Origin of the sequence: Halomonas sp. FeN2 (assembly GCF_020595105.1) — a bacterium.
In the GTDB taxonomy this organism is placed as follows: domain Bacteria; phylum Pseudomonadota; class Gammaproteobacteria; order Pseudomonadales; family Halomonadaceae; genus Vreelandella; species Vreelandella neptunia.
Map to the genome: position 1 here is coordinate 3789060 of NZ_CP074200.1, position 26788 is coordinate 3815847.

The 26788-nt window shown below is 56.8% G+C and carries 23 protein-coding genes and 1 pseudogene; 14 read left to right on the plus strand and 10 right to left on the minus strand.

The window, feature by feature from the left end:
• The first annotated feature begins 24 nt into the window (after window positions 1-24).
• Together KF947_RS17380 and KF947_RS17385 are read left to right on the plus strand one after the other, a co-directional pair.
• Complete coding sequence (locus tag KF947_RS17380) at window positions 25-1047, plus strand: LysR family transcriptional regulator (protein ID WP_227404637.1); 1023 nt, start codon at window positions 25-27, stop codon at window positions 1045-1047.
• A 130-nt stretch (window positions 1048-1177) separates the two neighbouring features.
• Window positions 1178-1648 (plus strand): GFA family protein, encoded by a 471-nt coding sequence (locus KF947_RS17385; RefSeq protein ID WP_133731249.1) that lies wholly within the window; start codon window positions 1178-1180, stop codon window positions 1646-1648.
• On the opposite strand, the gene KF947_RS17390 is transcribed toward KF947_RS17385, so the two are convergent.
• The gene (locus tag KF947_RS17390) at window positions 1645-2382 is read right to left on the minus strand and encodes a CDP-alcohol phosphatidyltransferase family protein (protein ID WP_133731248.1); all 738 of its coding nucleotides are present in this window, start codon (window positions 2380-2382) and stop codon (window positions 1645-1647) included. The genes KF947_RS17385 and KF947_RS17390 overlap by 4 nt on opposite strands.
• 360 nt (window positions 2383-2742) lie before the next feature.
• Here KF947_RS17390 and KF947_RS17395 point away from each other — a divergent pair, with 360 nt between their 5' ends.
• The 4 genes and pseudogenes from KF947_RS17395 to KF947_RS17410 all read left to right on the plus strand — a co-directional run.
• Window positions 2743-3762 (plus strand): zinc-dependent alcohol dehydrogenase, encoded by a 1020-nt coding sequence (locus KF947_RS17395; protein WP_227404638.1) that lies wholly within the window; start codon window positions 2743-2745, stop codon window positions 3760-3762.
• Window positions 3763-3788: 26 nt separating this feature from the next.
• Complete coding sequence (locus KF947_RS17400) at window positions 3789-4187, plus strand: 6-pyruvoyl trahydropterin synthase family protein (protein ID WP_027959807.1); 399 nt, start codon at window positions 3789-3791, stop codon at window positions 4185-4187.
• Entirely contained in the window at window positions 4184-6136 is a 1953-nt protein-coding gene (locus KF947_RS17405) for a glycosyltransferase (RefSeq protein ID WP_227404639.1), read from the plus strand. Before KF947_RS17400 ends, KF947_RS17405 begins: the two co-directional genes overlap by 4 nt.
• A gap of 22 nt (window positions 6137-6158) precedes the next feature.
• Window positions 6159-7067 (plus strand): annotated as a pseudogene (locus KF947_RS17410) (lysylphosphatidylglycerol synthase transmembrane domain-containing protein); the annotation flags it as partial.
• A 57-nt stretch (window positions 7068-7124) separates the two neighbouring features.
• On the opposite strand, the gene KF947_RS17415 reads toward KF947_RS17410, so the two are convergent.
• A complete protein-coding gene (locus tag KF947_RS17415; protein ID WP_319796394.1) occupies window positions 7125-8000 on the minus strand; it encodes a RibD family protein in 876 nt (291 codons plus the stop codon).
• Between the two features lie 115 nt (window positions 8001-8115).
• Between KF947_RS17415 and ribA the strand changes: the two genes are divergently transcribed.
• The gene (ribA, locus tag KF947_RS17420; RefSeq protein ID WP_133731243.1) at window positions 8116-9219 is read left to right on the plus strand and encodes a GTP cyclohydrolase II RibA; all 1104 of its coding nucleotides are present in this window, start codon (window positions 8116-8118) and stop codon (window positions 9217-9219) included.
• Between the two features lie 18 nt (window positions 9220-9237).
• On the opposite strand, the gene KF947_RS17425 is transcribed toward ribA, so the two are convergent.
• The 4 genes from KF947_RS17425 to KF947_RS17440 are packed head-to-tail and all read right to left on the minus strand — an operon-like array spanning window position 9238 to window position 14388.
• On the minus strand, window positions 9238-10038 hold the full coding sequence (locus KF947_RS17425; RefSeq protein WP_227404640.1) for a creatininase family protein: 801 nt from the start codon (window positions 10036-10038) through the stop codon (window positions 9238-9240).
• 30 nt (window positions 10039-10068) lie between these two features.
• Window positions 10069-10851, minus strand: a complete 783-nt coding sequence (locus KF947_RS17430) for an FkbM family methyltransferase (RefSeq protein WP_227404641.1) — start codon at window positions 10849-10851, stop codon at window positions 10069-10071.
• On the minus strand, window positions 10851-12851 hold the full coding sequence (gene mdoH / locus KF947_RS17435) for a glucans biosynthesis glucosyltransferase MdoH (RefSeq protein WP_227404642.1): 2001 nt from the start codon (window positions 12849-12851) through the stop codon (window positions 10851-10853). The genes KF947_RS17430 and mdoH overlap by 1 nt, the downstream gene beginning before the upstream one ends.
• Complete coding sequence (locus KF947_RS17440) at window positions 12844-14388, minus strand: glucan biosynthesis protein (RefSeq protein ID WP_413614108.1); 1545 nt, start codon at window positions 14386-14388, stop codon at window positions 12844-12846. Before KF947_RS17440 ends, mdoH begins: the two co-directional genes overlap by 8 nt.
• A gap of 237 nt (window positions 14389-14625) precedes the next feature.
• Here KF947_RS17440 and KF947_RS17445 point away from each other — a divergent pair, with 237 nt between their 5' ends.
• Both KF947_RS17445 and KF947_RS17450 read left to right on the plus strand, forming a co-directional pair.
• Window positions 14626-16233, plus strand: a complete 1608-nt coding sequence (locus KF947_RS17445; protein ID WP_227404643.1) for an alkaline phosphatase — start codon at window positions 14626-14628, stop codon at window positions 16231-16233.
• Window positions 16234-16303: 70 nt separating this feature from the next.
• The gene (locus tag KF947_RS17450) at window positions 16304-17713 is read left to right on the plus strand and encodes a mannose-1-phosphate guanylyltransferase/mannose-6-phosphate isomerase (RefSeq protein WP_133731238.1); all 1410 of its coding nucleotides are present in this window, start codon (window positions 16304-16306) and stop codon (window positions 17711-17713) included.
• A 20-nt stretch (window positions 17714-17733) separates the two neighbouring features.
• On the opposite strand, the gene KF947_RS17455 is transcribed toward KF947_RS17450, so the two are convergent.
• From KF947_RS17455 to KF947_RS17470, 4 genes are all read right to left on the minus strand, one after another.
• Window positions 17734-18084 (minus strand): DUF4870 family protein, encoded by a 351-nt coding sequence (locus KF947_RS17455; RefSeq protein WP_133731237.1) that lies wholly within the window; start codon window positions 18082-18084, stop codon window positions 17734-17736.
• A gap of 19 nt (window positions 18085-18103) precedes the next feature.
• Window positions 18104-19039 (minus strand): lysophospholipid acyltransferase family protein, encoded by a 936-nt coding sequence (locus KF947_RS17460; RefSeq protein ID WP_227404644.1) that lies wholly within the window; start codon window positions 19037-19039, stop codon window positions 18104-18106.
• A 2-nt stretch (window positions 19040-19041) separates the two neighbouring features.
• Window positions 19042-19428, minus strand: a complete 387-nt coding sequence (locus KF947_RS17465; protein ID WP_133731235.1) for a DUF4870 family protein — start codon at window positions 19426-19428, stop codon at window positions 19042-19044.
• A 113-nt stretch (window positions 19429-19541) separates the two neighbouring features.
• Entirely contained in the window at window positions 19542-19925 is a 384-nt protein-coding gene (locus KF947_RS17470) for a VOC family protein (RefSeq protein ID WP_133731234.1), read from the minus strand.
• On the opposite strand from KF947_RS17470, the gene KF947_RS17475 reads away from it, so the two are divergent.
• From KF947_RS17475 to KF947_RS17495, 5 genes are all read left to right on the plus strand, one after another.
• Window positions 19924-20610 carry a class I SAM-dependent methyltransferase gene (locus tag KF947_RS17475; RefSeq protein ID WP_133731233.1) on the plus strand — a complete coding sequence of 229 codons (687 nt, stop codon included), beginning with the start codon at window positions 19924-19926 and terminating at the stop codon, window positions 20608-20610. The genes KF947_RS17470 and KF947_RS17475 overlap by 2 nt on opposite strands.
• Before the next feature lie 180 nt (window positions 20611-20790).
• Window positions 20791-22164: an MFS transporter gene (locus tag KF947_RS17480; RefSeq protein ID WP_227404645.1), complete on the plus strand. Its 1374-nt coding sequence runs from the start codon at window positions 20791-20793 to the stop codon at window positions 22162-22164.
• 124 nt (window positions 22165-22288) lie between these two features.
• Window positions 22289-24076, plus strand: coding sequence for an acyl-CoA dehydrogenase (locus KF947_RS17485; RefSeq protein WP_227404646.1), 1788 nt, complete (start codon window positions 22289-22291; stop codon window positions 24074-24076).
• A 128-nt stretch (window positions 24077-24204) separates the two neighbouring features.
• Window positions 24205-25836 (plus strand): acyl-CoA synthetase, encoded by a 1632-nt coding sequence (locus KF947_RS17490; protein ID WP_227404647.1) that lies wholly within the window; start codon window positions 24205-24207, stop codon window positions 25834-25836.
• Window positions 25837-25891: 55 nt separating this feature from the next.
• The gene (locus tag KF947_RS17495) at window positions 25892-26740 is read left to right on the plus strand and encodes a 3-hydroxybutyryl-CoA dehydrogenase (RefSeq protein ID WP_227404648.1); all 849 of its coding nucleotides are present in this window, start codon (window positions 25892-25894) and stop codon (window positions 26738-26740) included.
• Window positions 26741-26788 lie beyond the last annotated feature (48 nt).

Consider the following 26788-nt stretch of genomic DNA (forward strand, 5'->3'; position numbering starts at 1 on the left):
AGGTGATTATCTATGGTGCTGGTTATGAAAGTACGACAACTCACTTTTCGCTTGCTACAGGTCTATGCCGACGTGGTTCGCACAGGCTCACTGACGGCCACGGCAAATCGACTCCACCTGACCCAACCCACGGTGTCACAGCAGCTAAAGCGCTTGAGAGAGATTGTCGGTGAATCAATTGTGCGCCACGAGGAAGGGCGCTTGGTGCCCACTGAGGTCGGCCAGGCGCTTTATCAACTCAGTCAGGACTTGCTTAGCCGTGCCGATGTGTTTAGTCAGTACCTGGAAGAGTACAACCGCGGAGGGCGCGGGCACTTCAGCATCGGCTTGGTGAACACCGCACAATATGTACTGCCACGGCTATTAGGGCCGTTTGGTCAGGCTAATCCCCAGGTAGATGTCACGGTGGAGATAGGTAATCGCCAACAGATGCTCAATCGTTTTGAGCGCCATGAGGACGATATCTACGTATTTAGCCACCCGCCCATTGATGACGATGTATTAGCCGCCCCTTTTCTGAGTAATCCACTGGTAGTGGTAGGGCCGCAGCATTGCCGTTGGGCAAGCGTAGAAGGTCTCAGCATGGACGCACTCAAAGAGGAGCGATTTTTGCTGCGCGAACCGGGCTCTGCAACTCGGCATACCTTTGATGCCTGGCTCTACAGTGCGGGTATTGAGCTACGCTCTACCCAGCAGATCGCCAGTAATGAGGCGATTCGGCTAGCGGTGGCGTCAAACATGGGCCTAGCGGTGCTGTCTCGCCACGTTGTTGCGGATTCGCCCAATGGCGTTCAAGAGCTGCCGTTGCAGGGCTTTCCGCTGAAAAGTCGTTGGCACTTTGTGGTCAGACGGCAACGCCGCTTACCCCCCGCCGCCATTCGTTTTTTGAGCTATGTACAAGGTTCGCTGGCCCAAGCGTTTGACGAGCCTGAAGGTGAGATGGCCGTGGCTGAATTGCTTCAGGCTTTAGAGACTGAACGCTTAGGCATTGACTTAAAACCAGCGTCAATTATCCCCGTTGAAAGCGGTCTAGATCCTATGCGCTAAGCTAAGATATTAAGAGAGGGCTTGAGAGAGAACTTAAGAGCGTACTTAAGAGAGAGCTTAAGACTGCACTCGGTTTATGCAGCCGCGTTTCAATACTCATTTTGAGTAACCGCTGCAAAGGGAGGTAACTATGCTGCTCAAAGGATCATGCCACTGTCAGGCGGTGTCGTTCAGTGTGAAGTCTCACCATCCCTATCCTTTCAATCGCTGTTACTGCTCTGTGTGCCGCAAAACGGCCGGCGGTGGAGGTTACGCCATCAACCTCAGCGGAGAAAGCAAAACGCTCAATGTAAGTGGTGATGAGCATATCTCCATCTATCGTGCAGTCATCAACGGCGTGCAAAGCACGGGAGAGCGGCATTTCTGCAAGCACTGCGCCACCTCACTGTGGGTTTACGACCCCGATTGGCCCGAGCTGGTGCACCCCTTCGCCTCGGCGATTGATTCGGACTTACCGACCCCACCCCGGAAAACGCACATGATGCTGGGAAGCCGGGCCGACTGGGTCGAGGTTAATGCTCAGTTTCAAGACAAATGCTTCGATGAGTACCCGGATGAAAGCCTGGCCGAGTGGCATCAGCGCCTGGGGTTAGAGCGTTAATGCCTCTTGCTCTGTTTGGCATTTCGGTATAGCCACCATACATCAAACCCAAACGAATAGATTAAAGAGGTCAGCGCACTAATGGCCAAAAGGCTGGCCACAAGATGCGAGGTCAGTGGCGTTAGCGCCAATAGCAGCGCCACTACCTGCCAGACACATACGGCCTTACGACGAAGACTTTCGAACAGCGGTTCTGAAAGCCAGGGGAACGGCCAACTGGCGGCCACAAATAGATAGCGCATGCCGCCAATCATCAGCACCCAAAGACCTAAAGACTCCAACCTCAGCAATCCCGCGCAAAGCAGCAATATCAGCAGGGCATCCAACTCCATATCAAAGCGAGCACCGAACCGGGTGTGGCTTTGCGTGCGCCTGGCAATCCAGCCGTCAACGCCATCCAGCAGTAGGGCGATCACCGCGATCGCCAACCACTGCCAAATGGCTCCTACAAAGGCATTGGCGGCGAGCGCACCTGCCACTATTGCAACCAAAACCGCACGAACCAACGTAACTCGGTTAGCCCAACCCAGAGCGCCGTAGGGCCAGAAGATGATGACCAAGGTGGAAATAAACGTATAGAAGGCAAAGGACACCCACCAATTAGCCGGGGTGGCCATTAAGAGTGGTAAGCCTTTGCCTACGGCAATTAGCAGCAAGCCGCCTAGCAGTAGTTCTAAAGCGCCATAGAGACGTTTAGGCAGGGTGTACGAAGAAGCGTTGGAAAAAAGCGGCATGGTGGCTCACGAAGCGGCGTCGCTGTCCGCAGTTGAAATAAATGATGCAACTATTTTTATATGTACCATTCTTGTAGAAGAAGGTAGGGTTGTCCATAAGATCAAGAAATAGACGGGTTAGTTTCAATTGTTCCAAATGGTTAATCGAATATTTTCTTTTCACCCGCTACGCTGAAGATGGTGAACCATTGAAAACTGTTCTGCCTAGGGCCATGCAAAGCATGGTCACATATTACGCTAGGGGGCTGAGTCACACGGCGTGTCTCTTATTCCTAACTTGCAGCGCAATGGTGCCAAGCCACATTCAACGGAATGAAAAAGAGCCCGGTTCAAGTGGGCTCGTAACGAAAAGGAACGCTCATGTCGGCGCCTAACGATGTTGGCAATGCCCCTAATGCCGCTAAAAAAACCTGGGCCACAGCCTTTTGGGTGGCTAACCCAGCACAAGGCGAGCTGCGGCGAGAACCACTTGACTCTCCTGCTCAGGATGAGGTGCGTGTACGTACCTTGTACAGCGGTATCAGTCGCGGCACAGAATCGTTGGTGTTCAATGGTCGCGTCCCTGAGAGCGAATTTTCGCGCATGCGTGCGCCCTTTCAGGCGGGCGAGTTTCCTGCTCCGGTCAAGTACGGCTACTGCAGTGTTGGCCGCGTTGAACAAGGGCCAGACGCGCTGTTAAATAAAACCGTTTTTTGCCTGTTTCCCCATCAGGATCACTACATCGTGCCTGCTTCGGCAGTGCTGGAAGTGCCTACCAACGTGCCCGCTAAACGCGCTGTATTAGCTGCCAATATGGAAACGGCTATTAACGGCGTGTGGGACGCCGAGCCGATGCTGGGTGAGCGAATCAGTGTGATTGGCGCCGGTGTGGTGGGCGCGTTGGTGGCGTATCTATGCGCTCAGGTGCCCGGCGTTACCGTCCAGTTGGTCGATATCAACCCAGAGCGTCGCCAACTGGCCGAACAGTTAGGCGTGGCATTCTGCACTCCCGAACAAGCTCTCCATGATCAAGATTGCGTGATTCACGCCAGCGGCCAGTCTGCCGGCTTGCGCCAAGCACTGGCGTTAGTGGGCAGCGAAGGTCGCATTATCGAAATGAGCTGGTTTGGCGAGGGGGATATTGCGATACCGTTAGGCGGTGCTTTTCACTCCCAGCGGTTAACGCTTAAGGCTAGCCAGGTAGGCCAGCTGCCACCCAGGCTTCGTCCCCGCTGGGACTACCAGCGCCGCCTTCAATTAGCGCTGAACCTGCTGGCAGACGAGCGATTGGATGCGCTAATCAGCGGTGAAAGCGATTTTGATCAGCTGCCCACGCTGGCCCCTAAGCTGTTTGGCCGCGGTAGCGCTGAGCTCTGCCACCGCCTGCGCTACTCCTCATAACCTATTTACTTATCATTGGAGTTTTTATGTTCCGTTTATGTGTTCGTGACCACTTTATGATTGCCCATAGCTTTAATGGTGAGATCTTTGGCCCTGCCCAGCGTACCCACGGGGCTACCTATGTTGTCGATGTAGTTTTTCAGCGCCCCGAGCTGGATGAGGACGGCCTGGTGATCGATATCGGCCTTGCCAGTGAAACAGTTAAATCGGTACTAGCGGGATACAACTTCTGTAATTTGGATGAAGTGCCTGAATTTGCCGGTAAAAACACCACCACCGAGTTTATGGCCAAGGTGATCTTTGACCAGCTCGCCAAGGCGATTGGTGAGGGCAAAATGGGCATCACCGCCAAAGGGATTACCCATATGGAGATTAAGCTACATGAATCCCATGTGGCCTGGGCCAGCTACGAAGGCGCGCTATGAGTAAGCGGTTTACCCTTGTCGTTGCTGGTGATCCTGCTCAGCGCACCGGCGGCTATATCTATGATGCACAAATTGTCTCGGCCTTACGTGTCCAGGGATGGGAAATTGACGTCGTCGGCTTGGCAGGCACGTTTCCTGATGCGGATGCCGAGGCGGCAGAAGCGCTCACTCAGGCCCTAGCGTTGCTTCCCGATCAGGCGGAGGTGGTGATTGATGGCCTTGCCATGGGAGCGCTGCCGGAGGTGGTGGCCCAGCATGCCCAGCGGCTGCAAATCACAGCGTTGCTGCACCACCCCTTAGGCGATGAACAGGGCCTTAACGATGCCGATCAGCAGCGCTTTCATCGCAGTGAGTTAAACGCGCTTGCCCACGTGGCGCGGATTATCGTCACCAGTCACTTTACCGCTCGGCGCTTACTGGAGCTGGCGGCCCACTATGAAATGCCACTCATTCCCCGTGTCACTGTGGTCGAACCGGGCGTTGCCCAGGCGTCGATCAGCCCCGCAGCAGAATCGGCTGAGACACTACGTTTGCTATGTGTGGCAACGCTAACGCCGCGCAAAGGACAGGATATTCTTGTTCAAGCGTTGTCGGGCGTTGCCGGTGATCACTGGCAGTGCGACTGCTACGGCGGCGCGCGGGATGCCGCCTTCACCCAGCGCGTGCAACAACTGATTGATCAAAACGGCTTGCAGGGCAGCGTACACCTCCACGGCGAGTGCGATAGCGAGACCCTGGAATCGGCCTATCGCAGCGCCCACGCGCTGGTACTGCCCTCCTGGTATGAAGGCTACGGCATGGTGGTCACCGAAGCCCTGGCTCACGGCCTGCCGGTAATTACCACCACCGGTGGTGCGCTTCGCGATACCTTGCCAGCAGGCGCCGGTTTGAGCGTTGAACCGGGTGACGTTGATGCGCTGCAAGGTGCTCTAAGCCGTTTTTGCCATGACGACGAGCTACGCCATCAACTGCGCCAGGGAGCCGCCCTGGCCCGGGAAGCGTTAAGCGACTGGCAAGAAGCGGGAGCAAAGTTTGCTGCGGCGTTAACTGCGCCCGCCGACTCTCCCAATTTACGCCCAGGCAGCCAGTTTGCGTCCGACTGGCTGACGCTGCGAGAGGCGGCTGATATCGATTCCCGTAGCCAGCCCTTGGCTGAGCTTGCCGCGGAGTGGCTGAGCGCGCGTACGCAGGCGCCGCTGATAGCGGATCTTGGCTGCGGCCGGGGTAGTAATATGCGCTTTCTGGCGCCGCGCCTGAATGGTCACCAGCGCTGGAAGCTGATCGATCACGACGCCATTTTGTTAGCCCAGGCGCGCCAGCGTGCTGCCGGATTAAGCAATAGCCAAGGGCAGCCCGTGGCCGTTGAGACGCACTGCGTATCGTTGGAACCGCTTGCTGAGGTGCCGCTCGACGGCGCGCACCTCGTCACCGCATCGGCGCTGCTGGATCTGGTCTCCCAGCAGTGGATCGATGCTTTGGTGGCTCGCATTGCCGGGCAGCAACAGGCGTTGTTGATAGCGCTAAGCGTGACCGGTGAGTGGCACTTTATTGACCCTCAAGGCGCGCCGGTGCTGGATGACGAAGACCGCTGGCTGCTGGCGATGTTTATGGCTCACCAGCAGCGTGATAAAGGTTTGGGTGATGCGCTGGGTGGACAGGCGCACGAGGCATTAGTTGCTGCGTTAGAGCATGCTGATTACCGCATTGAACAAGCTGAAACACCGTGGCAGCTTGCTGCGGGTAGTCAACAACAGCAGCCGTTAATGATGGCGCTACTCGAAGGCTGGGCTGAAGCCGCCACCGAGCAAGCTCCGGAAGCGGCGGCGCGCACTGCCATCTGGCTACAGCAGCGTCAGCAAGCGGTGGCTAATGGCGAGCTGGGTATTTGGGTGGCGCACCGCGATCTGTTTGCCACGCGCCTGCTTTCCACGCCCAGGGTAGAGGCCTAAGCCTATGGGGCCTGTTAAGGGGATGTTCACTCGGCTAAGTGCTTGTTCTAAAAAGCTAGCGTGGCGAAACCCATGGCTTCGCCGCGTGGTGATTAGCATAGCGTTGCTGAGTGCGGTGGCGCTGTGGGTAGAGCCCCAGGCGATTGTGGCTGAGGTTCAGCGCTTCTCCGCTGAGTGGGTCGTGCTGGCGTTAGCCATCAGCACGCTACAGATCATGCTTTGTGCCTGGCGTTGGCAGTTTACCGCGGGGCTTATTGATGTACCGCTGCGGTTTACATACGCGCTACGGGAGTACTACCTGGCTCTGCTGGTCAATCAACTGTTGCCCGGCGGTGTATTAGGCGACGCCGGGCGGGCGCACCGCCATGCCACCCAAGCGCAGTCTAGGGGGCGCGCCTGGCGAGCGGTAATTATCGAGCGCGCCTCAGGGCAGGTCGCCGTGGTGGTGTTAACACTAAACGCGCTGCTGTTCTCACCGCTCTGGCATGCCGCGCTGGGTGAGTCAGTGATCACAGCGGTAGGGTTAAGCGCATTCGCCGCTCTTGCGGCGCTCATCGCCAGCGGCCTGCTGCTGCGCCAACGTTTTAGCCATGGGCTGACAAGGCTGCCGAGCTGGTGCCAAGCCCTGGCGCGCGATGTAAGGCGTGGTTTGTTGCGGCACGGCGTGTGGCCCCAGCAATTGCTTTCGTCTCTGGTGATTGTGTTGAGCTATGGTCTGGTAATGGTCTGTGCGGCTCGGGCGATTGGCGTTGAGCTACCGTCGCTGCAAGTGCTGGCGCTGACACCGGTACTGCTACTGGCTATGCTGATCCCGTTTTCGGTAGCCGGATGGGGATTGCGTGAAGGCGCCGCTGCCGGTGTTTGGGCCTTGGTCGGCCTGCCGCCCGCCCAAGGGGTGGCGGTGTCATTGGCTTACGGGGTGCTGGTGTTGCTGGCGAGCCTACCGGGCATCTGGGTGGCGCTGAGTCGTCGTGAAAAAGCGCAGCCTTCAGGCGGTGGTATCCCTCAGTCGCAGGTCGAACAGCGTGTCGTCACCGCAGCGGAAAGTTCGCGCGGGCGGGCGCAGCGCACTCTCAAGGGTCTCGATGGGCGTCATTTGCAGCCCTGGCCTACCGGAGCCGATCAGCAGCGGGGCGACCAGCAGATGCAGTCGATCAACGGTTCCCGCTTCGATAAACTGAGACACCGTAATGCCGCCGCCTTCTATCAACACCCGCGGCAGGCCCTTCTCGGCCAGCAGGGTGACAACATCATGGGGAGCGAACTGACCGCTGGCGTTCAGGGGCAGTACGCAGCGTTCAACGTGGGCCAGGCTCGTCGTTGCCTGCAGCTCAGACCTTACGTCAGGCCCCACGATATGCAGCGTCGGGGCGCTATCGGTGTTCAGCAGCGCCAAGTCGTTGGGAATGCGACCGCGTGGATCCAGCACCACCCGCGTCGGGTTGGTGCCGCTAACGTGGCGCACGGTCAACTGCGGGTTATCGGCGCTGGCGGTGCCCGCACCGACCACCACCGCGTCGACCAATGCACGCAGGCGGTGCAGGTGAACCAAGCTTTCATGGCCGTTGATGTAGTGGGAGTGGCCGCTTTCCGTCGCGATGCGGCCATCCATACTTTGCCCCAACTGCGCCACTACCCACGCCGCTCGACTGGCCAGCGGGGTCAGGCAGTCGAGCAGCTCTCGCGCCTCAGCGGTGACCGCTTTGGCCGTTTGCCACTCACCGGTTGGCGACACGTTAATCGCCACATCGCAAGAACGCCGATGACGCAGTGCCAACAGCCAATTCCAGGCATCGGCCAGTGCAATCGTGTTGACATGAGATTCGGGCATGACGCCTCCGCGCTTAAAGATTCGCTTCATCATGCGGGCGCTTCTTGGTTGAGAGCAAGCCGTTCGGGGCAGCCATTCATTCAGTTCAGAGCAAATAGCTCAGCGCAAGCGTGCGCCATCCCCCTCGTAAGGAAGCCAGGAGGCCTACATGTACCAGATTGAACGCGCTATTTTCGATATCCGTCGTGGATTACCCGTAGTGGTCAATGCCGGTGAGCAACGTTTGCTCGTGCAGGCGCTGGAAGGCAGTGAATCGGTCGAAGCGCTGGCTCTGCTAGCGGGTGATCGGCCTTCGCTGGTGCTTACCCGTCACCGGCTGGCGGCGATGGGCATGAGCCTATCCACCGAGGCGGCCAGCCTGCCGTTGGCTGCCCACATTAGCACCAATGAGCTGCATGGCTTGGCCACGGCGGAAACGCTTTCACAACCCGCGGGTGGATTGCTTAGCGGTTTAAAGCCCGCCGGAATAGCCGAACTAGGCGCGGTGACGCTGATGCGCCGCGCCCTGCTGATTCCCGCAGCGCTTTGCGCTTTTGTTAGCGAAGAGGCCACAGCGGCTATTGAGCAGCAACTGGCTGAAGGACGCCTGCTGCAGGTCAGCGCTGAAGACGCTACGCAGTGCCTTGCCGGGGCGCCGGGTATGCTCAAACGGGTGAGCGAGGCAAATATTCCCCTCGAGGATGCTGCCGACAGCCGCTTTGTCCTCTTCCGTGAGCCGGACGGCCTGCGCGAGCACGTTGCGGTGGTGATCGGTAAGCCGGAACGCTGGGAAGGCGCGGTGCCGCTACGCCTGCACTCGGCGTGTTTAACCGGCGACCTGTTCGGTAGTCTGCGCTGCGACTGCGGCGAGCAGTTGCGCAACGCCGTGGCGGATATTCAGGCCATGGGCGGCGGCGTGTTGCTCTATCTGGCACAGGAAGGCCGAGGCATTGGTCTGGCCAATAAGCTGCGCGCCTACACTTTACAGGATGGTGGCCTGGATACCGTGGATGCCGATCAAGTGCTTGGTTTTGGTGACGATGAGCGCCAGTATGCGGTGGCGGTCGACATGCTTAACGCGCTTAACATTGATCAGGTGCAGTTGCTGACCAATAATCCCTTGAAGATGGAGGCGTTGCGTCAGGGCGGTATCGAGGTGGTCTCACGCCAGGCGCTGTACGGCAGCGTTACCGACCACAACCAGCGCTACCTCAACGCCAAGGCAACCCGTGGCGGGCACTTGTTGGAAGATGTGCTCAGTGGCCAGCGTTAAACGCACAACGGTCGCGAGCTAAAGCTGCCTCCCACTGGTGCAGCGAGCTTGGGTTAGCGGTGGTAGGTGGGCGGTTTCCGTCACTACGGCCGCCAGATGGCGGGCATAGTGTTGAACCAGCTGCTCGCCTAGTTCAGCGCTGGCTTTGCTGGCATCGCCCGCTACGCCTTGGGTGCTTAAGTCTTCTGCCAGCCAGGCAAACGCTGCAGCACCTTCTGCGCTCACTAATGCGTCGCCTTGGGGCGCTGCAGGCGGGGTGGCCTGATAGTCATCTAGCTGTACCAGCGCTGGCGCTAAATAGCGCATCATCGCGGTTTCGAGTAGCCCGCCGTGTAACCCATGACGTAGCTCATCAGGCTCAATGGCCCCTTCCAGTGCGGGTAGTCGCGTGTAAGTGGCTTTGACTACACGCATCCCGTGGCGTCGCCGCAGTGTTAGTCCGGCCAAATCCATCACCGCTTTATTTCCACCGTGGCTGTTAAGCAGTACCAAGCGGCGAATACCAGCGCGAGCTAAGCTGTCGCCGTAGGCTTCCAGGGTGGCAATCGAAAGCGAAGCGGGCAGGCTGAGCGTGCCGGGGAAGCTGGCGTGCTCATCGCTAGCGCCTACCGCAATTGGCGGTAGGCAGATCACGTTAAGTGAGGGATCTAGTTGCTCCAGCATAGCGGCCTGGAGACCCTCGCCAATGGTGAGATCGGTGGCTAAAGGAAGGTGAGTGCCGTGCTGTTCAATGGCCCCGAGTACCAACACCGCGACTGGGTCGAGCTGAGCGAACTCGGCTAACTGTGGAGCGGTAAGTGTTTGCCAGTGGTGAATCATTGTGTGACGTGCCTGTAGGATATTTAAAAATTAAAGTGAACTCAGCAGTAGCGGATGGTCTGAGCGGCAGGCGTAAAGGTCCCCAGATGGCAGTCCTTCGGCCCCTGCGCTCAGCCACTCGCTAACCGCCTGTGGCGTTTGCCACTCGGCCCAACGGAAATGGCGCTGCTCACCGACCACCACATTATAACGGTACTCGCCAAGGCGGCTTAGGTGGCTTACGCAGGCGTGACTCACCTCTAGCGTACCGCCTAAAAACTCCACCGAAAGTGCGGCCACTGGGCAGCTTAGACCCGCAAGCACCTCCGCCTCAAAGCCCTCAACGTCGATTTTGATAAAGCTGGGTTCGCCATACTCGTCAATTAACGTATCCAACGTGGTGACCGGAACCTGCAAACGTTGTTCCCAACGTACCTGACTAAAGCCTGCGTTGCGTTCGCCGATTTGCTCCCGCCACTCAGTGGCAAGCGTGGCCAGGGTTGGGTTGCTGGGGCTGATCGCTATCTCAGCAAAGCCCTCCTCAGGGCCCGCCGCCATGGGCAGCAGGGTAATGGTGGGCGGCTTTACCAGGCGTTTAAACCATTTGGCGAGGTCGGGCTGGGGTTCCAGTGCCACCACCTTGGCACCGAGCGCATGAAAAGCCGCGCTACGGTCGCCTAGGTGTGCACCGATATCAAAGGCGACGGTGCCGGGTTGTATGAAAGGCTGGTATAGGCGCTGGAGCCCGCGCTGGCGCCCAGGCCGCCAATAAATAAACAGTGAGCGGGCTAGCCCGCCTGCGCTGCGCAGTCGTTGTAGCGCCATGCGCTGCATCAGTTGGTCTCCCTGGAGGTTGAAGTAGACGTCATTGAAGGCGCAACCAATGATTGGCGATCAAACTGCTGGAAAGATTGGCAACGCATCTGACTAAAACGCTCGGCAGGGGGCAGTTGAAGTACAAAAGGTGCCTGGGTGATTGGATCAAGAGGATGAGGGTCGCTTTCGCTCATTAGCTTGGCGAAGTCATCCAGCAGTGGCGGCTTCAAACAGTTACTGGGTGTTTTGAGCAGCCCCAGCCGATGGCTTACTACGCCGCCCCAGGTACCGCTGCTGGAGTATTTGACCAGCGGTGCTGCACCGACAAGGCCAAGCCAAGCTGGTGTTAACCAACCAAACGCCGTCGGCGAGAAGGACACCATGGCGCCCGCCCAGACTAGCCCAGTGATAGTCATCCAGCCTGTATGTTGCCAGGTTTCACGCCAGGACAAAGAGCGTTCGCCGCGGTGTTGTGTTTGCCAGTCCACAGAACGCCCCAGCAATATATTGATAATGAACAAGCTGTGCCACGCCATCATCAATGGGGCTAGCAAGGCAGCAAACAGCATTTCTAGAAAGGTGCTTGCCAGTAGGCGAAGACGGCCACCAAAGGCGTGGGGTGTTTGCCAGAAGGCCAACACCAAGCCGAGCAGTTTGGGCGCCAACAGCATTCCAAGGGTAATGGAGAGTAGCCCTAGTGACAGCGGCTCAGGCAGGTCTTTTTCGCCCGCATCGCTAAGAACTTGATAAGATACCAAAATACTGGTGCAGACCAGAAGTCCTAGCCACACCACCGATGATAAATAGGCAAAGGCGCCGTAGAAGAAGTGGAGGCGGCTCATGGGGTGGAGACCTGCCCCGCCCAACAAGCGTAGGTGTTGAAGGTTCCCCTGGAGCCATCGTCGGTCGCGCTTGGCAAAGTCGAGCAGGTTGCTTGGCATGGCTTCAAAGCTGTTATGAGAGGCGCTGGCATAAGGATCATGGCGCGAGACCGCGGTGGTAATGGTGGTATCCAGTATTACCTGCCAGCCGCCGCGTTTGAGCAGGGCGGCCTCAACAAAGTCATGGCTGAGTATCTCGCCGCCTAGCGGAGGTTTGCCGGAGAGTGTCGGTAAGCCCGCGTAATCCATAAAGGCGCGGGTGCGAATAATGGCGTTGTGTCCCCAGTAGTTGGCCGCATCGCCCTGCCAGAAGCTCTGACCTGCCGCCAACATGGGGCTATACAGCGCTGAAGCAAACTGGGTAAAGCGGCCAAACAGGGTTTTTTGCCCTACCGGAATTGGTACCGTCTGGAGCAAGCCAATGCTGGGCTGTCGCTGCATGCGCTGCACCATGCGCAGTAGCGTGGCGCCGCTCATTAGGCTATCGGCGTCCAGCACGATCATAAAGTCGTAGTTGCGCCCCCAGCGGCGGCAAAACTCAGCGATATTGCCCGCTTTGCGACCCTCATTATTGGGCCGCCGCCGGTAGTGGATCGCGAGTTTGTTGGCGAAACGGCGCTGTAGCGCCCCCACGTGAGCTTCTTCCAGTTCCGCCACGCTGGCGTCCTGCGTATCGCTAAGGACGAACACTTCAAAGTGCTCACTCATGGGGCGTGCGGCTTCGCCTTCCTCGCTATCGTCAATGGCATAGCCCAGCAGCGAATGGCAGGTGGCTTCAAGCCCGGCAAAGGTGGGGATGGGCGGCTCGGCAAAAATTGGCATCACAATGGCGGTGCGGCTCACCAGCAGGCGTGCGCTGGGTGCTTCCATATCCAATTTACGTAGGCTTAGCGGATCGCGGCGCAGCGCGCACACCACGAAACCGCAGACCGCGCCCCAGAACGCCAGGGCAATCCAGGTAAAGGTCAGCGCGAACAACATCAGCATGGTGATCTGCCAGCCCATGGAGAGACTTCCGGCGACCCGGCTCATGGCGATACAGCCCGCGACGCTGGAAATCAGCACCATGATAGCGAGAAAGGCACGGCGGATTTTCAGCCAGGGAATCGATGGCGTTATATCGATTGTATTAGGCATCGGGGTACCACACGTAATTCCAGGTTTCGCTAACTGGTTCGCCGTTTAAGGTGAGCCTTAGGCGAACATCGCTGGGTTGATCGCTAGCGGGTAGTCGGAAGCTGGCTCGCCAGCCATTGTTGGGCAGTGATGTGACCTGGGGGAGCAGAACCTCACCGTGCAGGGCGCTGATATCTAACTCGACGGGCTGATCAGCGGTGAGCTCTGCTAAGGCACCTCCTTGAAAATCGACAATAAACTGGCGCTGACCTTGTGAGGCAGTGTCCGTTTGCCCCGGCACCGCCGCACTGCCATGGCGAGTGCGAATGGCGCGGCCAAGGTTGTGCGCGTCAGGCTGAGTGTTCAGCGTGTGAGTGAGATAGTGCAGGCGGCGGGATTCGCCGGCATCCAGGGTGTCGTCTGCCACCCAGTAGGCGACGATATTGTCGTGAGTTTCATCGGGGGTAGGGATTTCGACAAGTTCCACTTGGCCCGGGCCCCATTCGTCCAGCGGCACAACCCATTGGCTGGGGCGACGGTGATACTGGGCTTCGGTATCCAAATAACGGTTAAAATCCCGCTCTCGCTGCATTAATCCAAAGCCTTGAGGGGAGTCGTCTACAAAGGCGGATGTATGCAGGTGAGATGGGTTACTCAGCGGGCGCCAGATCCACTCGCCGCTACCGGTATGTATTAGTAGGCCATCGGAGTCGTGCACCTGTGGACGGAAATCGTCCGGCCGCTCTCGGCTTACCTCACCATAAGTGAACATACTGGTGAGCGGGGCGACGCCAAGCTTGGTAATATCTTGTCGGGCAAACAGCTCCGCTTCGACCTCGACCTGAGTATTCTCACCGGGTTGGATAACAAAACGATAAGCGCCGCTGACCGAGGGGCTATCCATTAACGCCAGCAGTTCAATTTGTTCGGCGTCAGCCTCGGGTTTATAGAGCCAAAACTCGCGGAACGCCGGGAACTCTTCGCCATCTGGTGAGGCGGTATCGATCGCCAGCCCGCGGGTGGAGAGCCCGTAAGCTTGGTCACGCCCGACAATGCGGAAGTAGCTGGCACCGAGAAATACGCCAAATTCGTCAGCGTAGTCACTGCTATTAAGAGGGTAGTGAAGGCGAAACCCCGCATGGCCGCTTCCGGCTAGATCTTGCTCTTTCAGCGCGGCGGCATTGCCGTCGTAGGAGTAGTCCGCTGCTGAAAAGGGTAGGGGGGTTACCGTGTCGTTGTCGATGACGTTCAAGGCAATCGGGGTTTGAAACAGAAAGCCGCTATGAAATAACTGTAGGCTAAAAGGGCTCTCGTCCTTCCAATAGGCATGGGCGGGATCAAAGCGAATTTGCCGGTAGGTATCGTAATTAAGCTCACGCAACACCTCGGGCAATGTCTCTTCGGGCGCTTGATAGGCCTCTTCTGCAAGCTGTTGGGCGCGTTCAATGACAGCGCTGAAGTGTTTGTCGTCTTCGGCAAATGCCGGTAAGGCCAGTGTGCAGCCTATGAATACCATCCATTTACCAGCCCGCCACCTATTAAAATGGTTACAACTCATGGGCGAAATCCTTTCCGGTGAAGGCCTGCAAAATGCATGGCCTTATGCCAAGCTAAGCGTGAAATTTTTACACAATAACTATACGATAAAATATTACAGTACATGATTATTGTGTATTTCAGCAGTCTTATTCCTTGCTCTCTTGTCTTACGCTTGGGTACACCTCCCTTCGAGGCTGGGCGCTGACAGACTGTAACTTTGAAACTGTAAGCTAAAGCAGGCATCTATGGGGATGCGATGAGTCGATTATTACTAATGCTGCTAACGCTGAATCTATTACTCATCGCGCCGCTCTGGTGGCGTTATGGTGAGATCAGCTCATATTTGCTTGCCTGGGAAGCGCTCATCATGGCGCCACTTATGCTGCTGCTTCCTGTCGGCCAGGCGCGCCGCATAGTGTCAGTAGTGCTCGTCAGTTGGGTCGTGTTGGCAACCGCTGCAAATCTAGGCACTGCCGCCACCCAAATGGCCTTTGCACGGCCACTCAATCTCTATCTTGATGTGCCTTTGCTGCGCTCAATTTATCATTTGCTAGTAGGTAATGTAGGCCAACTATTGGCAGTTTGCGCAATGCTACTGGGGGGAGCCTTGCTGATCGCCATCACCCTGGTTTTGGCACGCCTGCTGATGCCTCCCGTTGCCTACTCAGTTAAGCGCCTGCCTGGCGCGGTCGCGTTAACGTTGCTGGTCACTGCCACTACCGGTGCGGTGCTTGAGCTCAATGGTGTGCGGGTAATGGATAGCGCCCGTTTGCCGATGGTGAACACCACGCGTTTTCAGTGGCAGCAAATTACCGATACCCACGCCGCCCGCCTGGCTTTTACTGCACAGCTGGAGGCCGCACCAATGGAAGCCCGGCCATTACCGGGATTGGTGGGGCGCAATGTACTGCTCACCTTTATTGAGTCCTACGGTATCTCTGCGCTGAAAAAACCACGTTATTCCGACGTTCTTCTGCCTACTCTAGCCGAAATGCAGCAGCGCCTGGGTCAGCATGACCTCCACGTGGTCTCTGGCATGTTGGCCTCACCCATTCGCGGTGGGCAGTCATGGTTAGCCCACGCGACAGCCCTCAGTGGCCGCTGGATCGACAATCAGCTGTGGTATCAGCTGATGCTAGATAGCGGCCACTCCACTTTGATCGATGATTTTGGTGCTACTGGTCAGCGCACCCTTAGTGTCATGCCCGCCATTACCCTGGCGTGGCCGGAAGGGGAGGCCTACGGTTTTGGTGAAATTGCCGCAGCGAAAGATATCGCCTACGCCGGGCCTGCTCTCAACTGGGTAACCATGCCGGATCAATTTACTCTCGATTACACCCAGCGTTACTTGCTGGGTGAGACTCCGGTGTTTGCCCAATTGGCACTGATCTCCAGTCATGCCCCTTGGACACCCATCCTGCCTGTCTTGGATGATTGGTCATCCATTGGCGATGGGCGTATTTTTGCCCCTTGGGAGGATGCCGGTGACCCACCAGAAGTGTTGTGGCAGGACATTGAGCGCATTCGTGATCACTATGCCTGGTCGGTGGACTACGCTGTGAAAGTCACAGGCCGCTGGGCCGAACGCGTCGTGGATGACAATACCCTGATGATAGTGCTGGGTGACCATCAAGCCGCGCCGTTGATTACCGGCGACGATGCTAGCGCGGTAGTGCCGGTGCATATTATTAGTGGCGACCCTGAGCTATTGACGCCCTTTATAAAGCGTGGCTTTGTTTCCGGGACGTTGCCTAGGCTCGAAAATGTGAGCCACGCACCAAGAATGAGCCAGTTACGCCACTGGCTGCAGGCCGATTTTGGAGTATTCGCGGTGGATGCAGCCGCTGATGTGCAACAGGAATGATCGCTGGGGTAGGAGGTTCCTCTGATGTACGGCCAGTCACCGTTTCAAAGACAATGACAAGGACGCAGCAATGATTCAGCCAGTGATTTTAAGCGGGGGCAGCGGCACGCGGCTGTGGCCGCTTTCCCGCGAGCAGATGCCTAAACAGTTTTTGCGCTTAACCTCCTCCCAGAGTCTGCTTCAGCAAACCCTAAGTCGTCTAACCGGGTTAACCGACACCGTGCCAATGCTGATGGGCCATCACAGCCACCGCTTTTTAATGGCTGAACAGCTACGGGAAATGGATCACGCAGCCACCCTGGTACTTGAGCCTGAAGGCCGCAATACTGCTCCGGCGATTGCTTGTGCTGCGCTGTTGGCGCGCCGTACTGGCGATGACCCGCTACTGCTAGTGCTCCCGGCGGATCATGTAATTGGCGATATTCAGGCGTTTCAGCGTAGCGTTTCACTCGCCGTGCCGTTAGCCGAAATGGGTTACCTGGTAACCTTTGGCGTTGTGCCCACACAGCCTGAAACGGGTTACGGCTACATTGCTTGCGGCGAGCCGTTGGAAGGTGGTCATCATCTCGCGGCCTTTATTGAAAAGCCTGATGCCAAACGTGCGGCTGAGTTAGTCGATAGCGGCGATTACTTATGGAACAGCGGCATGTTTCTCCTTCGTGCTTCAAACTACTTAGAGCAGCTAAAACGGCTCCAGCCGAATATGCTGAAAGCCTGTGAAGAGGCGGTCAGCAGTGCGCATCGTGACCTGGATTTTCTACGCTTGGGTGAAGCGGCTTTTCGCCGCTGCCCTGCCGACTCCATCGACTACGCGGTGATGGAGCGCTGTGAGCACGCCGCGGTAGTGTCATTAGATGCCGCGTGGAGTGATATCGGCAGTTTTGACTCACTGTGGTCTGCCCTGGATACGGATGCAGCGGGAAATAGTGCCAAAGGCGATACCTGGCTAACCGATACGCAGGATTCGCTGATAATCGCCGAACACCGTTTGGTAGCCACCTTGGGTGTTAAAGACATCATCGTGGTGGAGACATCGGACAGCGTGCTGGTGGCTCATCGGGATAACGCGCAGCAGGTTAAGCAACTAGTTGCTGAGCTTATTAAAATGGAGCGCAGCGAGCCGCACTCAGCGCCACTTGTACACCGCCCCTGGGGCAGCTTCCAAGCCATGGATCACGGCGAGCGCTATCAGGTTAAGCACATTACCGTTAAGCCCGGCGGGCGGTTATCGCTACAGCGCCATCACCATCGCGCTGAACACTGGGTAGTGGTGAGTGGCACGGCCCAAGTCACTATCGGTGACCACAGCTTTTTAGTGACTGAAAACCAGTCCACTTACATTCCTATTGGGGCACTACACCGACTGGAAAACACCGGTAAAATACCTCTTGAATTGATCGAAGTGCAGTCTGGCAGTTATTTGGGCGAAGACGATATCGAGCGTTTAGATGATGTTTACGACCGTGATAACGATGAGTGAAGAACGGAATCAGTCGCAGTTTACCAAAGCCAGCTATTCGGGCGTGCCGGTGTTAACCCTTTGCGAACATCGACCCAGCCGAGCACGCAGCGCACGCCTAGCCATACCGCTAGCAGCGGCCAGAGCAGGGTGCCAACTATCACAATACTGAGTAAAAAAGCGATGCACGCATACAGCGTGCCGATCCAAAAGGTGCGTATCAGGTAACGATAGTGCTGCTGCAACCAGGGTGCCGCTTCTTTTCGATAAACATAGGCGATGATTACGCCAATCAGCAGGGTGATATTGGCTGTGACGATACCTGCTAGGTAGAGCGCGTAAATAATCTGTGGCGCGAGTATGTCATCGTGGGGTACAGGGGGTTGTGTCATCAGTGCTCTCTTTTTCAGCCTAATAAAGACGATAGTCGCGGAAATTGGCTAGATTTTGCTGCTCCTGCACTACTTTACGGTAGCGTTTGTACTCCCACTGATACTGTGCCGGTTCCAAGGCAATCGCGCTCTCGACGCTGGCATTGACACCAGTGGCAGACTGCACATCATCGTCGCTATAGACCCGTTCGTCGGCATCAAGAAAATGGATCTCAAACCCTTTACCAGGAATACGTAGCGCGACGCCGGTAACTACCCGCGCCTGAGTCCGGGCGACCAGTTTCGGCAGCAGGGTGGCGGTGTAGGCCTCGCGACCAAAGAAGGGCGCAAAAACGCCGCTGCCCCAGTCGGGCTCCTGATCAGGAAGTATGCCAATCGCTTCACAGCGTTTAAGCGCTTTAAGCAGCGCCGCCACACCGCGGGGGTTGGTGGGAACCAAACTTGCCCCCATACGCTCGCGGCCATGACGAATCACTGGATCGAGAGCGGTGATTTTGGGGGGCTCGTACATGGCGGTGAAAGGGAAATGGCTTGATAGCCAAAAATTAAGCACCTCCCAGTTGCCGAAGTGCGGGGCAAGTACAATCACGCCGCGGCCTTCTGCGCGGGCATTATCGAGCTTGTCGCGACCATGCACCGCTAAAATGCTGGCTTCTACTCTATTAGGTTCCGCCATCCAGGCGTGGCCCAGTTCCAGCATCGTAGCCGTTGAGTGGCGTAAACTTAATTGACCAAGGGATTTACGTTCCGCAATGGAGAGGTTTGGGAAAACAACCGCTAAGTTACGATCGGTTACCCAGCGCTCACGCTTATTAAAGCGGTAAACCAGGGGGCCGAGCGCCGAAGCAAAATGCCAGAGACGCGCAAGCGGCCAGCGTGATAGCTGACGCCACAGCCAACTGATTGCCCTGGCTTTGGAAAAACGCCTAGCGTTATTAGCCCCCTGTGGTGTCATCGTTAAATCAACCAAGTGTCTACATTGGAAGGTGCGCGCTTCTCTTGCAGCCCTTTGAAACCTTTAACACAGCGAATAATGAACCACACGGCTAGCGCCAGCAAAAGTGGGAAACCGATCACTGCAAAGAGCAATATCGAGAAAATAATGCCGTACGCCAATCCTATCCAGAAGGTGCGGATCTGGTAGCGGTAGTGCTCGTCCAGCCACGTAGGGCCTTTGCCCTTATAGACATAGGCAATGACCACACCAATAATCGAGGTGAAACCAAGTATAAAACTTGCTAGATAGAGGGCATAAATAACCATTGCCATGGTTGTGTCGGGCTGGGAGCTCTGCTCTCCGTTGATGACTTGGCCGTCGAGTGGGGATTCATCGTTATCAAGCATAACGTTTCCTTTCGATCAATCTGTATATGTGCTGAAGTGGGTGATGATGCTTGGCATATCAGTGAGTGCTATTTAAGCGCGATATATAATACCTGGATTCACTAGACTTAGCATTAACGCGAAGAGGGGCGGCAAATCTCTAGCAGGTTGCCGTCCGGGTCACGCAGGTAGATGGATTCAATCGGGCCATTGGCGCCTTGGCGAGCCACGGGGCCTAGCTCTACGTCAATCGCTAGTGCGTCTAAATGCTGCTTGAACTCATCCAGCGGCAGCTGGCAGCGCAGGCATAAATCCAGACTGCCAGGGGTGGGTGTGGCTGAAATGGGGGCAATGTCGGTATCGGTTTGATGTAGGCGAAGCGCCGTATCACCGAGCATTAGATCGACCCGCTGGGCATCGCGATAGCGCACGTCTAAGCCTAAAACCCGCGAGTAAAAATCAACTGCGCGACCCATGTCGGTCACTGTTACAACAAGATGATCTAGACCTGATAGCATGTCACTTTCCTTAATACGTAACGATAAGCCAGAGAATACGATGATGCGCCGCTGTCCGCTCTGCGCGGAATCCACTACTGCGCTCTACCACCGGGATCGGCGTCGTGACTACTACCAGTGTGCCACGTGCAAGCTGGTATTTGTCCCCCCCGAGCAGCATTTAAGCCCTGCTGCAGAAAAGGCCGAATATGATAAACATCAAAACTCGCCGCATGATACGGGATACCGGCGCTTTTTAGGGCGTTTATTTACCCCGCTGTTAGCTAAGCTCGAACTCAGCGCCCGCGGTCTTGATTTTGGTTCAGGGCCAGGGCCAACGCTGTCGGTGATGTTCGCAGAGCAGGGGCACCCGATGGCTATTTACGACCTTTTTTACGCCCCCGATGCCTCAGTTTTGACACAAATATATGATTTTATCACCGCCACAGAAGTTGTTGAGCACTTGGCGCAGCCTGGTAAGGTGCTTACGCAGTTGGCGGCTCAGCTCGCGCCAGGTGGTTATCTGGGCTTAATGACCAAACGCGTCACTTCGCCTCAGGCTTTTGCCCGCTGGCACTATATTAGCGACCCCACGCATATCAGCTTTTTTAGTGAGGAGACCTTCCGTTGGTGGGCGCAAAAGAATAGTTTAGTAGTGGAATTTCCTGGGCCAGACACGGTTATTCTACACAAAACGCTAACGTGAATAATTGTAACGTTAGAAAAGCATTGACTTTGCCCCCTTTGGGGCAATAATTGCGCGCCGCTATCCCGGCCTGACTCGATGTGCCAGGTGAGATGACGGTTCCTGTGGAAGCGCTTAGTAGCGTTTTCACGCCTGTTTTCAGTCTTTTGTTTCACCACTTTTAGGCAAGACGAGGTTTTCATGTCGCGGCAACTGCTAGCCATGGCGCTGGCGCCCCTGTTAGGGCTCTTCATTCTCGGGATTGGCAACGGTTTTCTTGCCACCTTAATTACCGTGCGCTTGGATGCTGCCGGTGAGTCGGCCACGGTCATCGGTATTGTCTCGTCGGCTTACTTTATCGGTTTAGCGTTGGGCGCAATGGTGAATGACCGCCTGTTGCTGCGCATTGGCCATATTCGCGCTTACGGCAGTTTTGCCTCATTAGTGGCCGTCACGGTGCTGCTGCAAGGCTTGTTCTTCGACCCCTGGGCCTGGTTTGTACTGCGCCTTATCGGCGGCTGGGCCACGGTAGGGGTTTATCTGGTTATCGAAAGCTGGCTGCTCACGTCAGGCGACCAGAAGGTTCGCGGCCGCCTGCTGGCGCTTTACATGATTTCGCTTTACGCCGCCGGCGTCTTGGGCCAACTGCTGCTGGGTGTGACCAACGCCATGGGCGTCACTGCGCCTTTTATGGTGATTGGGCTACTGGCCTCGCTCTCTGTTCTGCCTATGGCGATGATTCCCCGGGTATCACCGATTATGGAGCACGCCGAACCGCTTCCCCCCCATCGTCTGATCACCCTGACGCCCACCGGCGTGATGGGTAGTTTAGGCTCTGGGATGGTGGTAGCCGCAGCGTATACGCTGCTGCCGCTCTATTTACAGCGCATTGGTATGAGTGTCAGCCAGGTGGGGCAGATGATGGCGGTGGTGATTATGGGCGCGATGCTGCTGCAGTATCCGATTGGCCGTTGGTCGGATCGCCACGACCGTCAAATGGTGCTGATCGGTATTAGCGGTTTCTGTGTACTCATCTCTGCGGCGATGCTCTGGCTGCCGCTCTCGACGCCGCTATTGGCGCTGCTGTTGTTCTTGCTTGGCGGTGGGGTATTTGCGCTCTACCCAGTGGCGGTGAGCCACGCCGCTGACCGCGCCCCCGCAGGGGCGCTGGTGCGCATGAGCCAAGGCCTGCTGCTGATCAACTCGATTGGCGCCACCATCAGCCCGCTAATGATTTCTCCGGTGATGACCGCCATGGGCGATGCGGGCCTGTTCTGGGCCTTCGGCTCACTCAGTCTATTCTTCTTAATGTTCTTCTCCTGGCGCCGTAGCGTGCGCCCGGCGCCAGTGCCCGTGGCACCCTTTACCCCGACTACGCCCATGACCGCTGCCGGTGCCGAGCTGGTGGTCACCGAAGAGTTGATTCAGGGGGCGTTGGAGCACGAGCATTTGGAGGATCTTTCCGATGCCGTATGGGATGTTGACGCCGCCGAACCGGTGGTAGGGCCGCCCGCGGAAGATGAGAGCCATATCACTTATTATGATGATGTGGAGCAAGCAAGTAAGCGAAAATAAATACGGGTGAAGACGCTAAACATAGCGGGTGATACCTTGGGCTAATGGTGTACGTGAGAGAGTATTACTACTATCAAGGGCGTACTTTCAAACAATTGTTTAATTTTTCAGCCCGAGGTTCGCCATGAATGTTTACGCCGCACCGGTACGCGATTTGCGCTTTGTGCTCGAAGAGCTGCTAGCGCACCGTTCGCTCAGCCTGCCGGGCTTTGAAGAAGCCACGCCCGATTTGGTCGAGGCGGTACTCGAAGAGGCCGCAAAGCTGGCCGGTGACGTCTGGGGCCCGCTTAACAAGATTGGCGATCAGCAAGGGGCCAAGCGCCACACCGATGGCAGCGTGACGACGCCGGAAGGCTTCGCGGCGGCATACCAGGCTTATGTCGAGGGTGGCTGGAATGGTATTGGCGTCTCTGAGTCGCTAGGCGGCCAGAACCTGCCCGAGGTGGTGGCCAGTGCGGTGCAGGAGATGCTTCACGGCGCCAATATGGCGCTAGGGCTCTGCCCCATGTTGACCGCTGGCGCTATCGAAGCGCTGGCCCATCATGGCAGCGATGCACTCAAAGCGACCTACTTGCCCAAGCTGGTGGAAGGCACCTGGACGGGCACCATGAATCTGACCGAGTCCCAAGCAGGGTCAGACCTCTCCCAAGTGCGTACCCGCGCGGTACCTGAAAACGACCACTACCGCATTAGCGGCCAGAAGATCTATATCACCTGGGGCGAACACGACGCCGCCGAAAACATTATCCACCTGGTACTGGCCCGTAAGCCTGATGCTCCGGCAGGCAACAAAGGCATCTCCCTGTTTCTGGTACCCAAGTTCCTGGTCAATGAAGACGGCTCGCTGGGTGAGCGCAACGATGTCACCTGCGCCTCTATTGAGCATAAGCTGGGCATTCACGGCTCGCCGACGTGCACCCTGAGTTTTGGCGAAAACGGTGGTGCCATTGGCTACTTGGTCGGTGAAGAGGGGCGTGGCCTTAATCATATGTTCACCATGATGAACGAGGCGCGTCACAAAGTCGGTATTCAGGGTATTGGCGTGGCCGAACGTGCCTGCCAGCACGCCTTTGCCTATGCGTTGGAGCGTCGCCAAGGGCGCTCTCCCAAAACCCGTGGCGGCGCCGAGTGCACCATCAGCGATCATTTAGACGTGCGCCGTATGCTGCTCTCCATGCGCTCGCGTACCGATGCGCTGCGTGCGTTGGCGCTCTACTGCGCTGCCGAGTTGGACACTGCCCGCCACGCTGAAAATGATAATGCCCGCCAAACCGCCCAGGCCCGCGCGGATATTTTGATTCCAGTGATCAAAAGCTTCTCTACCGATCAGGCAGTGGATATCGCCTCCATGGGCATTCAGGTACATGGCGGGATGGGCTACGTGGAAGAGACCGGCGCGGCGCAGCTGCTACGTGATGCCCGCATTGCCCCTATTTACGAAGGCACTAACGGTATTCAGGCGCTTGATTTGGCGGGGCGGAAGCTCCAGCGTGACAACGGCGATGCGCTCACCGCGCTGCTTGATGACGTTACCGCCACCGTGGAGCAGCTAAACACCGACCCCGCACTAAAAGCGTTGGGCCATAGCTTGGCCGCAGGCTTGGAAGATTTAAAAGCCGCCCAAGCAATTGTGCTAGAACAAGGCAGTGACCCTGAAAAAGGCGCAGATGCAGTACAGGCTTATGCCACGCCGTTCCTTAACTTGGCGGGCCACGTGCTGTGTGCTTGGCAGATGGGGCAGGCGGCGCTTAGCGCCAAGGCCGCCCTTAACAACGGCAGCCATGATCCCTTCTATACTGCCAAGATGCGCAGCGCCGAATTTGCCATTACCCAATGGCTGCCGGTAGGCCGCGCTCAACGCGCGGTAATTGAGGCGGGCATGCAGTGTTTAAGCGAATTTGAGGTTCACTAACGCTAATGTTTCAACCAGTGCCGCCGCCCCTTTGGGCGGCGTTGTTGTTTCTAGGCGATCAAAACAACTATTTTAAACGAACCCTTAAAACGAACGCTTTCAATAATATCAACAACATTCAGGAGCTGATGATGACCGCTATCTTCGAGCAAGGCTTGCCCAAAACCATTGCCAACCACGTGCCGCTTTCACCGCTGACCTTTATCGAGCGCTCGGCGTCGATCTATCCCGACTACCCGGCTGTGGTACATGGCAGCACGCGGCGCACCTGGAGCGAAACCTGGTCACGCTGTCGCCAGCTTGCCTCTGCGCTCGAAAAGCGAGGCATTCAGCCAGGCCAAACGGTGGCGGCGATGCTGCCCAATATTCCGGCGATGTTTGAAGCGCACTTCGGTGTGCCGCTAGCGGGATGTGTGCTTAATACACTGAATATTCGCCTGGATGCCGAAGCGATCAGCTATATGCTGGAACACGGCGAGGCCAAAGCCATTCTTGTCGATCCAGAATTTGCCGAGGTCATCCAGCAAGCGGTTGCCAAGCTTGCGCATAAGCCTTTGATCATCGATGTCGCCGATGTTGAGTTTATTGGTGATACCCAGGGCATTGGGGAAATTGAGTATGAGGCGCTGCTTAACGAGGGCGATGCTGAATTCGCCTATCAGCTGCCTGCCGATGAGTGGGATGCGATCTCGCTAAACTACACCTCTGGCACCACCGGCAAGCCCAAGGGGGTGGTTTATCACCACCGCGGCGCTTATCTCAATGCGGTGAGCAATATTATGGAGTGGGCAATGCCCCACCATCCGATCTACCTGTGGACGCTGCCGATGTTCCACTGCAACGGCTGGTGCTTTCCCTGGACGATTGCCGCCAACGCCGGGGTGAATGTCTGCCTGCGCCGCGTTGATCCCAAAAAGATCATGCAGTTGATCGCCGATGAAAAGGTCACCCATTTCAGCGGGGCGCCGATTATTCTTAATGGCTTGGTGAATCTACCGGCTGAAGACAAATGTGAGTTTGATCACCCGGTGAAAGTGACCACCGCTGGTGCCGCGCCGCCAGCCTCAGTGATTTCCGGAGTCGAAAAGCTAGGCATTGAGGTCACCCACGTATACGGCCTTACCGAAGTATACGGCCCGGTAACGGTGTGCGCCTGGCGAGAGGCGTGGGATGAATTGCCCATTGAATCGCGGGCCAAAATCAAAGCCCGCCAGGGGGTGCGCTACCACATGCTCGAAGCGCTCTGTGTGGCTGATCCGCTCACCATGGAACCAGTGCCCAAAGATGGCCAAACCATGGGTGAGATAATGATGCGCGGCAACAACGTGATGAAGGGCTATTTAAAGAACCCGGAAGCCACCGAGCAGGCGCTGGAGGGCGGCTGGTACCACACCGGCGACTTGGCGGTATGGCATCCGGATGGCTATATCGAGATCAAAGACCGCTCCAAGGACATTATTATTTCCGGTGGTGAAAATATCTCGACCATCGAAGTGGAAGACGCTATTTACGGCCATCCCGCCGTTGAAGAGGCAGCGGTGGTTGCCAAGCCCGACGAGAAGTGGGGCGAGACGCCCTGTGCCTTTGTGAAGCTCAAAGTCGGTTATGGTGAAGTCACCGAGGCCGATATTATCGCTCACTGTCGCGAACATTTGGCGGGCTATAAAGTGCCCAAAACGGTCATTTTCAGCGAACTCCCGAAAACCTCAACGGGCAAGATTCAAAAATTCGTACTGCGCGAAGAAGCCAAGCAGCATTGATAACCCCCCAGTGGTAATAATAGATAGTGGTGATAATAGATAGAGGAGAGCGTGCATGAGTGATCAACAAATTGGCGTTGTAGGAGCCGGTACCATGGGGCAGGGCATTGCCCAAGTAGTGGCTGCCAGTGGCTATCAGGTGCACCTTTACGATGTGGCTGAGGAGCAGTTAAGCCGCGCCAAGGCGAATATAGACAAAGGTTTAGCCAAGCTGGTGGCGAAAGAAAAGATCAGCGAGGCAGATAAAAGCGCTGCCTTAGCGCGCTTGTCGACTACCACCACGTTGGATACTTTGAGCGACTGCGCGGTGATTATTGAAGCCGCCCCTGAACAGCCAGAGCTGAAAGAGAAACTGTTTCGTGACCTAAGCCGCTTAAGCAGCACCGCGATTCTGGCCTCCAACACCTCGTCGCTGTCGCTTACCCGCTTGGCGGCAGTATGCGAGCACCCCGAGCGAGTAGTAGGTATGCACTTCTTTAACCCGGTGCCGGTGCTCAAATTGGTGGAAGTGATTCGTGCCGAGCAAACCTCGGACGCTACCGTGGACGAGATTGAAACCCTCGCTAAAGCGTTGGGTAAAACCGCCGTGCCGGTAGGCGACGCGCCGGGCTTTGCGGTGAATCGCCTGCTAGTGCCAATGATCAACGAAGCGGCTTTTATTGTTCAAGAAGGCACTGCAACACCGGAAGCGGTGGATGAAGCCATGAAGCTCGGCGCGGCTCACCCCATGGGGCCGCTAGCGCTGGCAGATTTAATCGGCCTTGATGTCTGCCTGGCGATTATGGAAGTGCTTCAAGAGGGCTTTGGCGACCCCAAATACCGTCCTTGCCCACTGCTTAAGCGCATGGTCGCAGCGGGCTACCTTGGCCGTAAGAGCGGTCGCGGTTTTTATCACTACGACTAGCTTGCGCTGAACAAAAGAGCGCGGCATAAAGAAGTCATTGCCACTCAA